Consider the following 16,914-nt stretch of genomic DNA (forward strand, 5'->3'; position numbering starts at 1 on the left):
CAAAAACAATCAGTTGACGACAAGTGTCAGCCTCCTTGCGGAGTCCTGCCATTCAATCATATGATAGATAAAAATCTTTCTGCCGGATTAGCTCGGCAGAAAGAAAATAACACGGTGCGATACACGTGTTTTCAGTATCGCAGGCACGTTGAACGGCCAATCATTTGGGATGAAATATGGGGTATATAATGATTAAAAAATCCAACGGGATTAAAACATTAAATCGTTTTGGTTATCTCGCAGCCACCGCCGCTCTGGGCGTATTTGTCAGCGCAGCAGCAGTGCAGGCCGCAACACCGGCCGATACGCTGGTTCTGGGCTGGACATTCGATGACATGATTACGCTGGATCCGGCGGAATCTTTCGAGCTCTCCACCGGTGAAATCCTCGGCAACACCTATGACCGCCTGCTGCGTCTCGACCCGAATGATGCATCCAAGGTCATCGGCGACGTTGCGGAAAGCTGGGAAGTTTCCGAAGACGGCCTGACCTATACTTTCAAAATCCGTGAAGGCCAGAAATTCGCCTCCGGCAACCCGCTGACAGCTGAAGATGTGGCCTACTCGCTCATCCGTGCTGTTAAAATCGACAAGAGCCCGTCTTTCATCCTCACTCAGTTCGGTTTCAAGCCGGATAATGTGGAAGAGAAGATCAAGGCAACTGATGCCAATACACTGGTTATCACTGTTGACCAGTCCTATGCGCCAAGCTTCGTGCTGAACTGCCTGACCGCTGACGTGGCTTCGGTTGTTGACAAGAAACTGGTTGAAGAAAACGCCAAAGACGGCGATTACGGCTATGGCTGGCTGAAGACCAATTATGCCGGTTCCGGCCCGATGATTGTCCGCGACTGGCGCGCCAATGAAATCGTTGTTCTGGAACGCAATGACAATTACCGTGGCGACAAATCCCCGCTGAAACGCGCGATTTACCGCTATGTCAAGGAAAGCGCGACCCAGCGTCTGATGCTTGAAAAAGGCGATATCGACGTAGCGCGTAATCTTGAGCCAGGCGACATTGATGCGATTGCCAAGACTGAAGGCGTTTCGCTGGCATCCGCACCAAAGGGCACCGTTTATTACTTCAGCCTCAACCAGAAAAACGAAACTCTGGCCAAGCCTGAAGTGCGTGAAGCTCTGAAATATCTCGTTGATTACAGCGCGATTGAATCAACACTGATTAAACATATCGGTGTTCAGCACCAGACATTCCTGCCAAAGGGTCTGCTCGGCGCGTCGGATGAAAAACCGTACAAGCTCGACGTAGCCAAGGCTAAGGAACTGCTGGAAAAAGCCGGTCTGAAAGACGGTTTCAACATCACTATGGATGTGCGTTCCAGCCAGCCTGTAACCGGTATTGCTGAATCCATTCAGCAGACTTTTGCTCAGGCCGGTATCAAGATGGAAATCATTCCGGGCGACGGCAAACAGACCCTGACCAAATATCGTGCCCGCAAGCATGATCTCTATATTGGTCAGTGGGGCACTGACTACTGGGATCCGAACACCAATGCGGACACCTTTGCCAGCAATCCTGACAATAAAGACGATGCATCGGCCAAAACACTGGCATGGCGCAACGCGTGGGATATTCCTGAGCTGACCAAGGAAACCAAAGCTGCTGTTCTGGAACGCGACACTGAGAAGCGTACACAGATGTATATGGACCTGCAGAAGAAACTGCTTGATGACGGTCCGTTTGTCATCCTGTTCCAGCAGACTGAAGTTGCCGCTTACCGCAATAATGTCGAAAACTACAAGCTGGGCGTGACCTTCACCACCAACTCTGTCTACGACGTATCGAAGAAATAATACGGTATGAGTGTAACCACTATTACAGCATCCGGGCGCAAAAACGCCCGGATCAGCAAATGGGCTCTCGGGATCGGGAGCTTCTTGCTGGTCGTCATCACAACCTATCTCGGCTTGCTGGCTGTGACCTTCTTCATTGGTCGCGTCATTCCGATTGATCCGGTTCTTGCAATTCTCGGTGACCGCGCACCGGCTCATGTTATTGAGCGCACCCGCGAAGAGTTAGGATTAAATCTGCCGATCTGGCAGCAATTCATTATTTATGTTCAAAAAGCCCTGTCCGGTGATTTCGGCATGTCGGTTCTGACCTCCAATCCGGTTATGACTGATATCAAGCGCGTTTTCCCTGCGACAATGGAACTGGCGACAATTGGCACGCTGATCGGCGCTGTCTTCGGCATTCCGCTCGGTGTGCTCGCGGCTGTAAAGCGCGGCAGCTTCATCGATCAGCTGGTGCGTGTTATCGGTCTGTTCGGTTATTCCGTTCCGATCTTCTGGCTCGGTATGATCTGTCTGCTGATTTTCTACGCCAAACTTGGCTGGGTTGCAGGTCCGGGTCGTATTGATGTGGCCTATGAATATACCTTCACGCCGATCACCGGTCTTTATATGCTGGATGCGATTATTCAGCGCCAGTGGGATGCGCTGGGGAATATTCTCTCGCATATCATTCTGCCTGCCTCGCTGCTCGGTTATTTTTCACTGGCCTATATCAGCCGCATGACCCGTTCTTTCATGCTCAATGAGCTGGATCAGGAATATATCGTTGCAGCGCGTGCAAAGGGCTTAAGCGAAACCAAGATCATCTGGGGTCATGCCCTGCGCAATGCGGCTGTGCCGCTTGTGACTGTGATTGCCCTGTCCTATGCCGGTATGCTGGAAGGCTCGGTTCTGACTGAAACCGTGTTCTCATGGCCGGGTCTTGGTCTGTACATCACCAATTCTCTGCAAAGCGCTGATATGAATGCTGTTCTCGGCGGCACCATTATCATCGGCTCTGTGTTTATTGCCCTTAATCTGCTTTCCGATCTGCTCTATCGGACACTCGACCCACGGACGCGCGCACGATGAGTGAGACAACACTTCCAAAAGAAACATGGCGGGAATGGCTGCTCACTGAGCGTCCGCAATCCCGTGCACAGGCCAAACTCGGCCGTTCCTACATGATCTGGCGCCGTTTTACCGCGAATAAACTTGCGGTACTCGGCCTGATTATCATCGGTCTGCTGGTATTTGTGGCTGCCTTTGCACCATGGCTGGCACCGCATTCACCGGTTTCCGGTGATCTGGCCAATTCACGCCTGCTGCCAATGGGCTCACCGGGCTATCTGCTGGGTACAGACGATCAGGGGCGCGATATTCTCTCCCGCCTGATCTTCGGCTCACGCTGGACACTCTATGTTGTGCTGCTGGTGGCTATCCTGTCGGCTCCTGTCGGTCTTCTGGTCGGTACTGTAGCCGGTTATGCCGGTGGTTGGGTTGATGCGCTGCTGATGCGTATTACAGATATTTTCCTTGCCTTCCCAAAGCTCATTCTGGCGCTCGCTTTTGTTGCGGCTCTGGGACCCGGCATTGAAAATGCGGTTATCGCGATTGCGATTACTTCATGGCCGCCTTATGCCCGTATTGCCCGTGCGGAAACACTGACACTGCGCAATTCGGACTATATTTCAGCTGTGAAACTGATGGGCGCATCCCCTGCCCGTATCGTCATCCGTCATATTATGCCGCTCTGCCTGTCCTCGCTGATCGTTCGTGTGACGCTGGATATGGCCGGTATTATTCTGACTGCTGCCGGTCTTGGCTTCCTGGGTCTCGGTGCTCAGCCGCCGCTTCCTGAATGGGGTGCAATGATTGCTTCCGGCCGTCGCTTCATTCTCGACCAGTGGTGGGTAGCCGCTGTACCGGGCATGGCCATTCTCATTGTCAGCCTTGGCTTCAACCTGCTTGGTGACGGCCTGCGTGACGCTCTTGATCCGCGAGGCAACAACCAATGAGTGACAAGTTACTTTACGTTGACGATCTGCGGGTATCATTCCCTACCCGTACAGGCTCGATTGAGGCTGTTCGCGGCGTGTCTTTCACGCTGGGACGTGAGCGTCTGGGCATTGTGGGTGAATCCGGCTCGGGTAAATCCCAGACCGGCCGCGCCATCATGGGGCTGACACCGCCCCATGCAAAAATCACTGCCAAGCGTCTGGAATTTGACGGTATTGATCTGCTCGGCATCTCTGCAAAAGAACGCCGTGCTTTACGCGGCAGCCGCGTGGCAATGGTATTGCAGGATCCGAAATATTCGCTCAATCCGGTTATGACCATTGGTCGCCAGATTATTGAAACCCTGTCGGCTCATGCACCTGTCAAAAAATCCGAAGCCCGTCAGAAGGCTCTGGAGATGCTGGAAGCGGTACAGATCCGTGATCCGGAGCGCGTTTTTGATCTCTATCCGCACGAAGTATCCGGCGGCATGGGACAGCGCGTAATGATCGCGATGATGCTGATTGCTCAGCCTGAACTGCTGATCGCCGATGAACCGACTTCGGCTCTCGACGTCACCGTTCAGCTTGAAGTGCTTGGTATTCTCGACAAGCTGGTGGCAGACCGCGGTATGGGGTTGATCTTTATCAGCCACGATCTGCGTCTGGTCTCCTCATTCTGCGACCGCGTTATCGTGATGTATGCCGGTCGTATTGTTGAGGAAATTGCCGCAAGCGATCTGGCCAATGCAAAACATCCATATACTCAGGGGCTTCTGAACTGCATGCCTAAGATCGGCGCTGACCGCCATCCGCTGCCAACCCTGCAACGTCAGGCGGAGTGGAGCGTATGACCGGTACCAGTACAAAAACACCTGCCCATCCGGCATTATTCATTGAAAATCTCAATGTATTGTTCAATGACTTCCACGCGTTGAAAGATGCCTCGATCACGGTTGCAAATGGCTCCTCCTTTGGTCTGGTCGGTGAATCCGGTTCGGGCAAGTCCACACTGCTGCGTGCAGTTGCAGGACTGGCACCAACCTCTTCCGGCAAGATTGAGGTCAACGGCAAGCCAATACCAAACCCGCGTGACAAGGCCTTCTACAACACAGTACAGATGGTGTTTCAGGATCCTTACGGTTCCCTTCACCCGCGCCAGACTGTAGATCGCCTCTTGCTTGAGCCATTGGCTATCCACGGCATCAAAGATACGGAGAAGCGTATTGTCCGTGCATTGGATGAAGTAGGCTTGGGCTCCGGCTTCCGCTTCCGCTATCCGCACCAGCTTTCCGGTGGTCAGCGTCAGCGTATTGCGATTGCACGCGCTCTCATCGTGGAGCCAAGCATTTTGCTGCTGGATGAGCCGACTTCCGCACTTGATGCTTCCGTTCAGGCGGAAGTGCTCAACCTGCTTGAGCAGATCCGCCGTGACCGTAAGCTGACTTTCGTTATGGTCAGTCACGATCTCGCAGTTATCACCCATATGTGTGATGAGCTGGCGGTAATGCAGAACGGTACGATTGTTGAGAAACTCAAAGCTGATGATCTCGCTAAGGGCAATCTGAAAGAAGACTATACCCGCAATCTGATGGTTGCCAGTGAAGGCTTCAAACGCTGATTTCCTGACATCATTAAAAAATCAGGCCGCGTGTCTCACGACCGCGGCCTTTTTCTTTTTACACACAATGGTTTCAGATGGTTAGCACCACTATCGGAATCATTTTCTCAAACAAAAAAGCCGCCCTGTTACAGAGCGGCTTTCTTGTTTTTTCTCAGCCTATAAAATGTTAGAGCGACCTTTGTACGCCCGGGAGGGCGCACGGCGCTCTAAAAAATCAGCTGGCTTTTTTCTGTTTTGCTGCGGCTTTTTTCGCAGGTGCAGCCTTGGCAGGTGTTGCTGCAGGTGCTTTAGCAGCTGCTTCATTGGCTGCGCGCTGATCGGCACTCATCGGGCTGGTATCAACAACCGAACGCACAGTACCGTTGGCGCTGATTGTGCAGCGTGCATCACGGGAATCCACTTTCAGGATCACATCCGTATTGCCACCGCCGCCCGGACGGCTGTCTACAGCAGTAACCACGCGCTCCGGAATATAGTAGCGGTTAGCCGCTGCTGTAATGCACGGATTTGCCAGTTCAGGCGCTACATTGCTGCGCACGAATTGCGGGAAGCTAGGCATTTGCGAAGCAACCGGAACCGGCGCCTGTGCAGCAGCCGTTGTCGGAGCCGGAGTTGTGTTGGATGTTGTGGTACAGGCGGCAACCAGCGGAGCAAACATTGCCAGAAGTACAAAACGTTTTGCGGAACCTGTGCTGGTGCGCATACCATGCCTCATTCATAAAACAGATGTTATTGCAGTGAAATCGTCACTTTTTTCTGAGCCGAACCTATTCGCTTTTTCCCAAATGTCGAGTGGCAGCACAGTCACACTGACCAACAATCCTTCATGCTCCACAGTCAAAATGTCCTGCACGGCCATTATCCGCAACAGATTTTATGGAGCCTTGCTAACCAGCCAGTTCAATGCCACCCGCCAGTCTGTCATGCGGATCGGCGTACCGTGATTGCCGCTTTCATAACGATGCATCACTACCGGATATCCGCCCTTTGTTTTGCGCAAAGACCGGTAAAAAGCTTCCTGACTGTCAATCGCAAAAACCGGATCACGACTACCATGGCTTAGGAAAACCGGAACCTTGCGTTTAAACGCAACGCTCTTGCGGAACTGGTCATCCCAGAGGGAGCCAAGCAGTGCCAGCCCGTCAATTTGCTGCGCCGCAGTTGCATCCGCAGTCAATTGCCAGCACAGCACACCACCCGCTGAACCGCAGGTGACAATCACCTTGGCACGTGGTGCCTGCTGCTTCATGGCAGCAATCAAACCGGAAATTTCTGAAGTTCCCTTGGCTGCGAAATCCGAAAAATCAGGGGCGAGATAAACACCGCCGCCCTGCACCACCAGATTTTTAAGCCGGTTAAAATTGCCACCGAATGTAAAGTCATTCACACCCTGATGGCGGTTGCCGCCTTTACCATGAAGATAGAGCACAATCATGGAGGTCTGCGGTGTCAATTTGCCGACCTGATAGGTCTTCACCACGCCCGCTGCAGTCGGCACAGCAACATCCTTCTGCTGCGCCCGTATTTTCAGCGAGACATATTTATCCTGCACCCGTTTCTCGACAATGGTATCGCGCCCGTTGATGTCGCGCATTTCATTGTAATCGAGGATGAGATAATTGCCGCCATCGGCGCTTTTCAGCACGGTCTGCGCAGAAAACAAGTCGTCTTTAAAAGGTTGTAACGGCGGTTGCGCATGAGCCGCACCAGTGCAGAATAATCCCGCAACCAGAACCAGCGCCCCCGCAGGCCGCAATGAAATTCCCAAAACTCCCACTGCAATCTCCCTTTGCAGCCTCCCCTTTTAGTCCTTGAGCATTCTCATAATAAAAATACCCGCGCGCAGAGTGCTGCGCACGGGCTTTTTTGTCAAACCAAGTCTCGTTTAATTAACAGGCTTCAGATTTTGAGCTGATGATAGGAGCGGTTGAGATAAACCAGCGCTTCATTGCCCTCGACCTGCGACTGCTCCGCAGAAATCTGCCGTAAGGCCAGCACTTCCCCGAACAGAACATGATGCGTGGCATGATCCTGACGCGAGATGATCTTACAATCGAGGCTTGCCAGCGCGCCTTTGAGAACCGGCGAACCTGTCGCCATAACATCCCACTCAGCCAAAGCAAAACGCTCTTCCATGGTCAGGTGGTTGCGGCCGGCAAAAGCCTCCGCGAGATCTTTCTGCCCCGCATGAAGCACATTGAAAGCAAAAACACCGTTTTCAATGAACATCAGATTATCGGTATGCACACGCTGCAGGCAGATCAAAATAGTCGCTGGATTATCCGATACGGAACAACCGGCAGAAAGCGTCAGAGCACGGCGTCCGGCCGGACCGTCAGTCGTCACAATATTCACAGCACCGGCAAACTGGCTCATCGCATTGCGATAGTTCAGCGGATCCACAGCCTGATTTGTCGTCACAATAGACTTTACCATATTCATTTATATCGCTCTGCCAGTGCACCACTATAAAATGCGCATAAGATTTCAACACCCTCTTACACGTCCGGTGCCCACTTTACAGTACCAACTCTTCGATTTTAGCAATCAAATGACAGTGAGGACTGTCGTTTAACTCTATAAAAGCAGAATTCTAAACACGACAGCAGAAAATCAGCACAGTTACGTAAGTGTGGCCAGAACAAGTTTAAGTATCTGAATCAAAAAGCGACTGACACAAGCGAAAATGGTGATTTTTGAGCATCCGCACGGAGCGTACTTAATGTATGTGAGTACGGAAGCGGAGAAAATTGCCATTTGCAGCCAAGTCAGGCGGTTTTGGATCAGATACTAAGCCATTGCAAGCAGATGCAGAACACTCTACCTCTGAGGTCAGAATTTTCTTATCAAGGTTGAACCCGCATCTCATGAGACTTGCCGCCAAGCTTTACTGTCTTTGTACCGGACTATCAGCGCTGACCATGAGCACCGCTCACGGCCAGACACAGGCTGATAATTCTCCCCTGCAAATCGGTATTGTTGCCCCTTTTGAAGGGCCTTATGCCACGCTGGCAAAACAGATCATGCTTGGTGCAGAAGCGGCCAAAATACAAAACCAATATCCGGTCAGCCTTGTCTATATGCAGGAATATTGCAAAGCGGATCAGGATGCAGCCACAGCTGAGAAACTCAGACAGGCAAAAGTCAAAGTCGTTATCGGCTATCTGTGCAGTGAATCGCTGGAAGGCGCGGCACCGGTACTGGCGCGAGACGGCATAGCCATTCTCAGCCTCGGCAGTCGTCAGCCAACAATTCTTGAGCAGGAAACCAGACAGAGTTTCGGCATTTTCCGGTTGCAGCCGGATCGTAAGCTCGCAACGGCAGTTCTGGCCGATACACTTGCCCCTCTCTGGCGCACCGCTCCTTTTGCTTTGATTGAAGACGGAACCGTGCAGGGTCGTGACTTTGCACGCGATGCTCTGCTGGCTTTCAAATCGCGCGGCCTTGAACCGGCGTTGACCGACACTTACCGTCCGGCACAAACCTCGCAAAATGCTTTAATCTCACGGCTGAAACGTGCGGGTATCAACCATATTCTGCTCGGCGGTGAAGGGGATGATGCTTCAGTCATTGCCCGCAGTGCAGCAGCAGCCAACTGGCCTCTTACAATTGCAGGCAGTGAAACATTTCTGCGCGTTGATCCGCAAAACCCGTTGCCAGCAGGACTGCTGATGAGTGCTATTCCTGAAGCCATTACACAGGCTTCGACAGAAAGTGCAGTTAAAGCCATTACCGCTATGGCTGAAAAGCAACCGGATACGCAGGATATGAAGGCTGACGGTTATGCATTAGAGGCCTATAGCGCCCTGCAAATTGCCGCACAGATCCTGACCGATCCGTCAGAAACGCAAAAAACCGCTGCCGAGCTTTTATACTCAACCCGTTTTGAAACAGCCGGTGGCACCGTCAGCTTTACGCATGCAGGTTTGCGGCAGGAAAATCCGTACCGGCTGATGCGCTTTAACGGCAAGGATTTTGAACCGGTACAATAAAATCAAAAATGGAAAAACCAAAATGGGGGGACAGAAAATGACAAAGCCGCTGAGCCACAGCCACAACACCACTGTTTCCGGCCTGCGAAATCTGATTACGGATGTGGCAGGGCTGCGGGTTGGCAATGCGCAGGACGAGCATATCAAAACCGGCGTCACAACTATTCTCTGTGACCGTGAAACCACCGCTGCGGTGCAAGTGCTGGGCGGCGCACCCGGAGCGCGGGAAACCGATCTGCTTGAGCCCCATAATACCGTGCAAAGCGTGAATGCGATTGTGCTTTCCGGCGGTTCGGCATTCGGTCTCGATTCCGCATCGGGTGTGCAGGCTTACTTGCGCGAGAGAAAAATCGGTTTTGAAGCGGCAGGCCATCATATTCCGATTGTCCCCTCGGCCATTCTCTTTGACATGCATAATGGCGGCAACAAAGACTGGGGACGTTACCCGCCCTATCGCGAGCTTGGCTATCTGGCAGCGGAAAATGCGGCAGAAGAATTTGAACTTGGCAGTTACGGTGCCGGTGCCGGTGCTCTGGTCGCCGGTTTCAAAGGCGGACTTGGCTCCGCCTCCCACAGACTAGCGAATGGCGTGACGATGGGCGCACTGGTTGCAGTCAATGCTGTCGGTTCTGTCACCGTCGGCGATACAAAGCACTTCTGGGCTGCACCATTTGAGCAGGATAATGAATTCGGTGGGATTGGTTACCCCTCACCTATGCCTGCAAATGCAACAGACCTGCGCATCAAATTCCGTGACAACGGCACTGCACTGCCGCCTGCGGCAAATACAACCATCGGCACCATTGCCACCGATGCGGTTCTAACAAAAGCTCAGGCCAAGCGTCTGGCGATTGCTGCTCATGACGGTTACTCCCGCGCGATCTGGCCTGCACATACGCCTTTTGACGGCGATCTGATCTTTGCACTCGCCACCGGTGCCAGCGGCATTGAACCATCGGTTGAAGATTTTATCGATCTTTGCGCCGCCGCGGCTTCAACTATGGCACGCGCTGTGGCACGCGGAGTTTATCATGCTGCACCGAGAGAACATGACCTGTTCTCCTGCTGGATCATGGCCGGAGAATAAATAAAAAGCGCGCCGGTCGGGGCGCGCTCTTTCTTTGTTTATTATCCCATTGTGGGAGCGTGCTTAATCTTCAACCTGTCCGCTATTCTGGCGGCGCTCAAACAGTTCTTCCGGAGTAACATTCAGCTGCTCAACCACACGGGCAATCAATGCACTTTCCGCCGGATGAATTTCATTATCCGCTTTTGCAATGGTCAGCAGATGTCCGACAAGCGACTGACGGCGTTCCGGCACCATTTCACTGAACAAAGCAGCGGCCTGTGTACTGGTCGTCTCATAGGAGAAGGTTTTCAGATAATCTGCCACTTCAGGCAGTTCTTCCGGCTTGATATCAAAATCATGCTGCATGATGCGCAATAATGCATTCATTTCAGCCTGATTTTTCTGTCCGTCGGCAAAAACCAACCGCACCAGCAGCAGCAATTCGGAGACCAGAGCCGGATCCTCCGACAGGCGCTGCACAGCAGTCTTCTTGCTCAGATAAGCGCTGATACGCTCAAAAATCGTTTCACTCATCATCGTCCCCGAAAAACGCAAGTCTTTTAAGAAATGCAGTGTTGGCAAGACTGCGGCCAAATGACAAGCCCTGCCTCGCAACTCTTTAGAAATAAGACAAGCTTAAATAAACAATTCCGTTATTGTTCTGTCCCATCTTGCACCTCTATCCGGCAGTCTTTATGAATTGCTCCCAACATAAAAGCCCGCCGCCTGCTTTGCCCCTCTCCGCAAGACCCGCTGCACAGTTCTGAACGGTTCCCCCATGTTCGCGTCTATGACCGCCTCCATTGATTCCCTGCTTTTGCTGCTCGCTCTCGCCGGTTTTATTGCCGGATTTATTGACGCGATTGCAGGCGGCGGTGGTATGATTACCGTCCCGGCGCTGATGCTGGCCGGTATTCCCCCTGTTGAGGCACTGGGCACCAACAAGTTGCAATCGCTGTTTGGCTCGTCTTCCGCAACTCTGTCCTATGCGCGTAAAGGCCATGTCAATATCAGGGAGCAATTGCCGCAAGCTTTAATGTCCGGTCTCGGCGCTGTGCTTGGTGCCCTGCTGGCCACCTATATTCCGGGTGATTTTCTCTATGGCTTGCTGCCAATTCTGTTGATCGCTATCGCCATTTACTTCGCCCTGAAACCGAATGCAGGTGATGTCAGCCGCGTTCAGCGTATGAAGCCGTTTCTCTTCGGCGTAACCATCGTGCCGCTGATCGGTTTTTATGACGGCTTGTTTGGCCCCGGCACCGGCTCATTCTTCATGCTGTGCTTTGTGTCTCTGGCAGGCTATGGCCTGCTCAAAGCAACCGCCCACACAAAATTACTGAACTTTGCCTCGAATTTCGGCAGCTTCCTGACCTTTTTGGCCTTCGGTGCGATTAACTGGAAAATCGGTCTGGTTATGGGTGTCGCCCAAATGTTCGGCGCCACAGCCGGTGCCCATCTGGCAATGCGCGTCGGCGCAGGTCTCATCAAGCCATTGCTGATTATTACCTGTATCCTGCTGACAATCCGCCTGCTGATGGAGCCAAGCAATCCGCTGCGTCTCTGGATCGGATTTTAAACTTTTAAGGTCAGCAAAATAACGCCGCCTGCGATCATCACCACACCGGCCCAGTTTATCGCGGAGAGCTTTTCGCCGAGAAAAACCACGCCGAAAATTGCCACCATAATGATTGAGAGCTTGTCTACCGGTGCAACACGCGCGGCATCGCCGATTTTAAGCGCACGAAAATAAGCGATCCATGATGCACCGGTTGCCAACCCTGACAGAACCAGAAACAACCAGCTCTTTGCCGAAATATCGGATGTTTTCTGCCATTGCCCGCTGATTGTAAGAAACAGGCACAAGGCTGCGATAATCACCAATGTACGGATAAAGGTCGCAAAATCCGAATTAATTCCGGCAATACCCAGCTTGGCAAAAATTGCTGTCAGTGCCGCAAATGCAGCTGATACCAGCGCCCAGAATTGCCAGCTTTCCGTCATTGTTTGTTCCTTAACTTTATCTTCTGCGTTTCTTGTAAATAATCTTCTGAGTTTTCAGATGCTACTAACAATAATGGTCACGCAGCTCATCATTTAATGTATTGCACAATAGAAATAATCTGCATCCCGAGAGAAAAACAATCAAAAAAATTGCATATTTACCACCCGTTAAACTCTTGATAACCGAACGGTAACGATGTGTGTTTAAAAGAGTGGATAAGAGACATTTATGTCTCCCGCTCCGGATCAGGTACTGCGTACCGGAGTTGTATTTTATCTGCCGCGTTGAGTGAGGCAGATAAGCCAAGCGTATTTTGGCAATCACCGCGCAAGCTTAAAAGCGATAGCGCGGTTTTTGCCGTATCTGCTCTCAATGTGCAGCTGCAGCCAAGCCTGCACCTGTATTTTCTCCTCTCCAAATTCTGATAAATCTGCCCCCCCCTGTTATGTCAGAGCGAGTTTTTTCGCGCCTGAAGCACAGGCTGCTTACGTCATCCAAAAATCTCTTTACTATCAAAGTGATACTTAAAATCGCTCAAAGTATAATATCACTATTTTTATCTGATTTTATACCAACCTAAATATTACCCACAAAATCTTCATGACAAAATAAGTCACATTTTTAAAACTGAAGCACTCCATTTCTCTTCTGTCATAAAACAACTGGCAGCGGCAAAGTTTTTCACTCTTTAAATAGGAATGTCGCTAATTCGTTACAGATCGTCGTTGTGAAGCCGCACAGTTTGCTGCTTAGAATATTGCATATCATTATAAAAAATTAACTGTCTCCGGCACCGGTACCACCGGAAGACAGATAACAACCGGTACCAAGGGGAATAGGAGAACACATATGAAGAGGCTCTTTGCTTCAACTATTCTGGCCGCCGGTCTTTTGACAGCTTCCGGTATGATGTCTGTGTCTGCACAAGCTGCCGAATGCGGTGAAGTCACCATTTCCAATATGAACTGGCAGTCCGCAGAACTGCTTTCCAATCTTGATAAAATCATTCTCACCGCAGGCTATGGCTGCAATGCGGAAATCGTTGTCGGCGATACAGTACCGACCATCACATCCATGGTAGAAAAAGGTCAGCCGGATATTGCTCCGGAAGGCTGGGTCGATCTGCTGCCCGATATTGTTAAAAAAGGTTTTGATGACGGCAAAATTATTGCCGTGTCCGAGTCCCTGCCCGATGGCGGTGAACAGGGCTGGTGGATTCCAAAATATATTGCCGACAAAAACCCTGACATTAAAACCTTCGACGATTTGCTGAAGCATCCTGATCTGTTTCCTGATCCGGAAAATCCGTCCAAGGGCGCTATTTATAATGGTGCACCGGGTTGGGGCGGCACGGTTGTTACCAGCCAGTTCTACAAGGCTTTTGAATTTGAAAAAGCCGGTTTCAACCTGATTGATACCGGATCCGCAGCCGGTCTGGATGGTGCTATCGCCAAAGCCAATGAGCGCAAAGAGCCGATTGCTGCCTTCTATTGGGCACCAACCGCCCTGCTCGGCAAATATGAAATGGTCATGCTGAAAACCGGCTATGACATTGATGAAGCTGAATGGAAACGCTGCAACACCGTGCTCGACTGCCCGGACCCGAAGAAAAACGGCTGGCCGAAAGATCGTGTGCAAACACTGGTCACCAAGAAATTCTCTGATCGTGCAGGCCCTGCCCTCGATTATCTGAAAAACCGGTCATGGTCGAATGAAACGCTGAACAAGCTGCTCGCATGGATGACCGACAATCAGGCAACCGGTGAACAGGCTGCTGTCCACTTCCTGAAAACACAGGAAGATATGTGGACGAAGTGGGTTCCGGCGGATGTGGCGGAAAAAGTGAAAGCTGCGATCTGATCCTTAGAGCATGTCGCGCTCAAATGAATTTATTTGAGCTACCGCGAACATGCGACAATGAAAAGAATCTAGAGCGAACGCAGTGGGTACGAGTAAACGCGACACGCTCTAGTCACTGATTTTTATCAGTGACAAAGCCTCTTCAAAAATCCCTGTCCGGCCTCATCATGCCGGACAGGGAGTGTTTAAAAAATTGAATGAGTTGCAAATCGGAGAACAGACGCTTCATGGACTGGCTGTACCGCTTTCCCAATCTCGACAATGCGACACTTACCAATCTCAAAAAAGCCATTGACGAGACATTCCGCAGCTTCACCCGTGCCTACGGGGATGCCATTGAGGGCTTTTTCAACCCGCTGCAATATTTTCTGATTCAGGCAGAACGCTTTATGACAGGCACACCTTGGCCGATCATATTACTGCTCATTGCCGCAATCGCATGGTTCTCCAGCCGCAGCATCAAAATCACCATCGGCTCTGTCATCACTTTGTTTATCATCGGCTATCTCGGCATGTGGGATGATACGATGAAGACAATCTCGATGATTTTTGTCTGTACGGTTATCGCCATTCTCGTCGGCATCCCGACCGGCATTCTGATGGCCAAATCCAACCGCCTGCAAAGTGTCATCAGCCCTGTGCTGGATATTATGCAGACCATGCCAAGCTTTGTTTATCTCATTCCGGTGGTGATGCTGCTTGGCATCGGGCGTGTTCCTGGGCTGATTGCTGTGGTGATCTATGCCATTCCGCCGATTATCCGCCTCACCAATCTCGGCATCCGGCAGGTAGACCGCGATGTTCTGGAAGCCGCCGATGCTTTTGGCTCCTCGCCATGGCAGAAACTGAAAAATGTACAGCTTCCGCTAGCTCTGCCAACCATTATGGCGGGTATCAACCAGACAATCATGATGGCGCTGGCCATGGTGGTGATTGCCTCGATGATCGGCGTACAGGGGCTGGGACAGCCGGTGCTTAAAGCCATTTCCAACCAGTATTTCACTTTGGGTATTTTCAACGGCATGGCCATTGTCGGTATTGCCATTATTTTTGACCGCATCAGTCAGGCCTATGGCGCACGGTTGCAGAAACATCTGGAGATCACGCATGGCCAATAATCCGTCTGCATCGACGGCTGAGACACCTGCAGCCGGCATCTCCATCCGCAATCTCTACAAAATCTTCGGTCATGATCCGAAAGCCTATGTGCAGCTTGTCAGAGAAGGCATGACCAAAGCAGAACTGAATGACAAGCATGGTCATATTCTGGGGCTGCGCGACATTAACATTGATATGCCTGCTGGCTGTATTCAGGTGGTGATGGGCTTGTCCGGCTCCGGCAAATCCACCCTTATCCGCCATATCAACCGGCTGATTGACCCGACCAGCGGCGAACTTCTGGTCGGCGACGAAGATGTGGTCACTATGTCGCCTGCGCAATTGCGCGCATTCCGGCGGCACAAAACCGCGATGGTGTTTCAGAAATTTGCGCTATTGCCGCATCGCACAGTTTTGGAAAACACCGTCTACGGGCTGGAAATTCAGGGCGTGCCGCGTGCCAGACAGTTGGAAGAAGCCCATCGCTGGATTGAACGCGTCGGCCTGAAAGGCTTTGAGGAGAAATATCCGAACCAGCTGTCCGGCGGGATGCAGCAGCGCGTGGGACTAGCCCGTGCGCTGACCAATGATGCACCGATCCTGCTGATGGATGAGGCCTTTTCCGCGCTTGATCCGCTGATCCGCGTGGATATGCAATCTGTGCTGCTCGACCTGCAAAAGGAGATCAAAAAGACCATTGTTTTCATCACGCATGATCTGGATGAGGCTTTGCGGCTGGGTGACCGGATTGCCATTTTGCGCGATGGTGAAATCATTCAGCAAGGCACAGGTCAGGATATCGTGCTTCATCCGGCAGATGCTTATATTGAAAGCTTTGTGCAGGAGGTCAATCGCGGGCGGGTTATCCGTGTGGATACGATTATGACGCCCCCGCAAGGTGCAGACACCAATCTGCCGGTAATCCGTTTTGATACGCTGCTGGAAGAGGCAATGCGCAAACTCGTGGATGAAAAAACTGAACAGGTCAATGTGTGCTGCGAAAAAGGCATCATCATCGGCCAGACATCTGTCAGTTCGGTTATGGCTGCGATGATACGCCGTTAAATTTATAAAAACCTCAAAATAAAAGCCTGCATTGATCGCTCAATGCAGGCTTTTAAAGTATTTTGTGCGCTTATTTACTCAATGGTTTGCTGGACAGCACGGCCGGTGTCTTTCACGTCCTTGCCGACACCGCGCACCGTATTGGCACAAGCGGCCAGCGACAGCGCACAGATAACAATAACAAGCGGGGCGAATACAGAAGTTTTCATCAAGATATCTCCCAAATCATGAGCCAAAACCTGATCGCCTGTCAGATACGGGGCGTTTCCCCAAAGAATAACCTTAGGAAACCGCATCACTCCTGACAGAAAACGAACAGTTTCATGACAAGGAACGCGGAACGCCCCTTTCTGGTTGCATCACTAAAATATAATTCAGGAAATAATTGAGCGCCTTACCGGCTGTGCCTTGCACAAT

At 51.5% G+C, this 16,914-nt stretch carries 17 protein-coding genes; 11 read left to right on the forward strand and 6 right to left on the reverse strand.

Features of this window, described 5'->3' with window-relative positions; all coding sequences use genetic code 11:
- Nucleotides 1–188 precede the first annotated feature (188 nt).
- From K1X45_RS04420 to K1X45_RS04440, 5 genes are read left to right on the forward strand one after another with little or no spacing between them, the layout of a single operon-like run.
- Nucleotides 189–1,811 carry an ABC transporter substrate-binding protein gene (locus K1X45_RS04420; RefSeq protein ID WP_022710894.1) on the forward strand — a complete coding sequence of 541 codons (1,623 nt, stop codon included), beginning with the start codon at nucleotides 189–191 and terminating at the stop codon, nucleotides 1,809–1,811.
- 6 nt (nucleotides 1,812–1,817) lie between these two features.
- Complete coding sequence (locus K1X45_RS04425; RefSeq protein WP_022710893.1) at nucleotides 1,818–2,882, forward strand: ABC transporter permease; 1,065 nt, start codon at nucleotides 1,818–1,820, stop codon at nucleotides 2,880–2,882.
- Nucleotides 2,879–3,808, forward strand: coding sequence for an ABC transporter permease (locus K1X45_RS04430; protein ID WP_220159927.1), 930 nt, complete (start codon nucleotides 2,879–2,881; stop codon nucleotides 3,806–3,808). The genes K1X45_RS04425 and K1X45_RS04430 overlap by 4 nt, the downstream gene beginning before the upstream one ends.
- Nucleotides 3,805–4,641: an ABC transporter ATP-binding protein gene (locus K1X45_RS04435; protein WP_022710891.1), complete on the forward strand. Its 837-nt coding sequence runs from the start codon at nucleotides 3,805–3,807 to the stop codon at nucleotides 4,639–4,641. Before K1X45_RS04430 ends, K1X45_RS04435 begins: the two co-directional genes overlap by 4 nt.
- The gene (locus tag K1X45_RS04440) at nucleotides 4,638–5,408 is read left to right on the forward strand and encodes an ABC transporter ATP-binding protein (RefSeq protein WP_220159928.1); all 771 of its coding nucleotides are present in this window, start codon (nucleotides 4,638–4,640) and stop codon (nucleotides 5,406–5,408) included. Before K1X45_RS04435 ends, K1X45_RS04440 begins: the two co-directional genes overlap by 4 nt.
- A 217-nt stretch (nucleotides 5,409–5,625) precedes the next feature.
- Here K1X45_RS04440 and K1X45_RS04445 read toward each other — a convergent pair whose 3' ends face one another.
- The 3 genes from K1X45_RS04445 to K1X45_RS04455 all read right to left on the reverse strand — a co-directional run bounded on the left by K1X45_RS04445 (nucleotide 5,626) and on the right by K1X45_RS04455 (nucleotide 7,853).
- Complete coding sequence (locus tag K1X45_RS04445) at nucleotides 5,626–6,114, reverse strand: hypothetical protein (RefSeq protein ID WP_075656281.1); 489 nt, start codon at nucleotides 6,112–6,114, stop codon at nucleotides 5,626–5,628.
- A gap of 171 nt (nucleotides 6,115–6,285) precedes the next feature.
- Nucleotides 6,286–7,188, reverse strand: a complete 903-nt coding sequence (locus K1X45_RS04450; protein ID WP_370627071.1) for an alpha/beta hydrolase — start codon at nucleotides 7,186–7,188, stop codon at nucleotides 6,286–6,288.
- A gap of 122 nt (nucleotides 7,189–7,310) precedes the next feature.
- Nucleotides 7,311–7,853: a flavin reductase family protein gene (locus K1X45_RS04455; protein WP_220159929.1), complete on the reverse strand. Its 543-nt coding sequence runs from the start codon at nucleotides 7,851–7,853 to the stop codon at nucleotides 7,311–7,313.
- Nucleotides 7,854–8,332: 479 nt separating this feature from the next.
- On the opposite strand from K1X45_RS04455, the gene K1X45_RS04460 reads away from it, so the two are divergent.
- Both K1X45_RS04460 and K1X45_RS04465 read left to right on the forward strand, forming a co-directional pair.
- A complete protein-coding gene (locus tag K1X45_RS04460; RefSeq protein ID WP_220159930.1) occupies nucleotides 8,333–9,403 on the forward strand; it encodes an ABC transporter substrate-binding protein in 1,071 nt (356 codons plus the stop codon).
- Nucleotides 9,404–9,440: 37 nt separating this feature from the next.
- The gene (locus K1X45_RS04465) at nucleotides 9,441–10,490 is read left to right on the forward strand and encodes a P1 family peptidase (RefSeq protein WP_220159931.1); all 1,050 of its coding nucleotides are present in this window, start codon (nucleotides 9,441–9,443) and stop codon (nucleotides 10,488–10,490) included.
- 63 nt (nucleotides 10,491–10,553) lie between these two features.
- On the opposite strand, the gene K1X45_RS04470 is transcribed toward K1X45_RS04465, so the two are convergent.
- Nucleotides 10,554–11,006: a TerB family tellurite resistance protein gene (locus tag K1X45_RS04470; protein ID WP_075656273.1), complete on the reverse strand. Its 453-nt coding sequence runs from the start codon at nucleotides 11,004–11,006 to the stop codon at nucleotides 10,554–10,556.
- Nucleotides 11,007–11,262: 256 nt separating this feature from the next.
- Between K1X45_RS04470 and K1X45_RS04475 the strand changes: the two genes are divergently transcribed.
- A complete protein-coding gene (locus tag K1X45_RS04475) occupies nucleotides 11,263–12,048 on the forward strand; it encodes a TSUP family transporter (RefSeq protein ID WP_220160379.1) in 786 nt (261 codons plus the stop codon).
- Here K1X45_RS04475 and K1X45_RS04480 read toward each other — a convergent pair.
- On the reverse strand, nucleotides 12,045–12,473 hold the full coding sequence (locus tag K1X45_RS04480; protein WP_022709845.1) for an EamA family transporter: 429 nt from the start codon (nucleotides 12,471–12,473) through the stop codon (nucleotides 12,045–12,047). The two genes, K1X45_RS04475 and K1X45_RS04480, sit on opposite strands and share 4 nt — an antisense overlap.
- An 850-nt stretch (nucleotides 12,474–13,323) precedes the next feature.
- Between K1X45_RS04480 and K1X45_RS04485 the strand changes: the two genes are divergently transcribed.
- The 3 genes from K1X45_RS04485 to K1X45_RS04495 all read left to right on the forward strand — a co-directional run bounded on the left by K1X45_RS04485 (nucleotide 13,324) and on the right by K1X45_RS04495 (nucleotide 16,497).
- The gene (locus K1X45_RS04485; protein ID WP_022709846.1) at nucleotides 13,324–14,334 is read left to right on the forward strand and encodes an ABC transporter substrate-binding protein; all 1,011 of its coding nucleotides are present in this window, start codon (nucleotides 13,324–13,326) and stop codon (nucleotides 14,332–14,334) included.
- A 227-nt stretch (nucleotides 14,335–14,561) separates the two neighbouring features.
- Nucleotides 14,562–15,452: a proline/glycine betaine ABC transporter permease gene (locus K1X45_RS04490; RefSeq protein ID WP_220159932.1), complete on the forward strand. Its 891-nt coding sequence runs from the start codon at nucleotides 14,562–14,564 to the stop codon at nucleotides 15,450–15,452.
- Nucleotides 15,442–16,497, forward strand: coding sequence for a glycine betaine/L-proline ABC transporter ATP-binding protein (locus K1X45_RS04495; protein WP_255560578.1), 1,056 nt, complete (start codon nucleotides 15,442–15,444; stop codon nucleotides 16,495–16,497). Before K1X45_RS04490 ends, K1X45_RS04495 begins: the two co-directional genes overlap by 11 nt.
- A gap of 74 nt (nucleotides 16,498–16,571) precedes the next feature.
- Here K1X45_RS04495 and K1X45_RS04500 read toward each other — a convergent pair whose 3' ends face one another.
- A complete protein-coding gene (locus K1X45_RS04500) occupies nucleotides 16,572–16,706 on the reverse strand; it encodes an entericidin A/B family lipoprotein (RefSeq protein ID WP_075656425.1) in 135 nt (44 codons plus the stop codon).
- Nucleotides 16,707–16,914 lie beyond the last annotated feature (208 nt).

Origin of the sequence: Pseudochrobactrum sp. Wa41.01b-1 (genome assembly GCF_019464455.1) — a bacterium.
Classification (GTDB): Bacteria; Pseudomonadota; Alphaproteobacteria; order Rhizobiales; family Rhizobiaceae; genus Pseudochrobactrum; species Pseudochrobactrum saccharolyticum.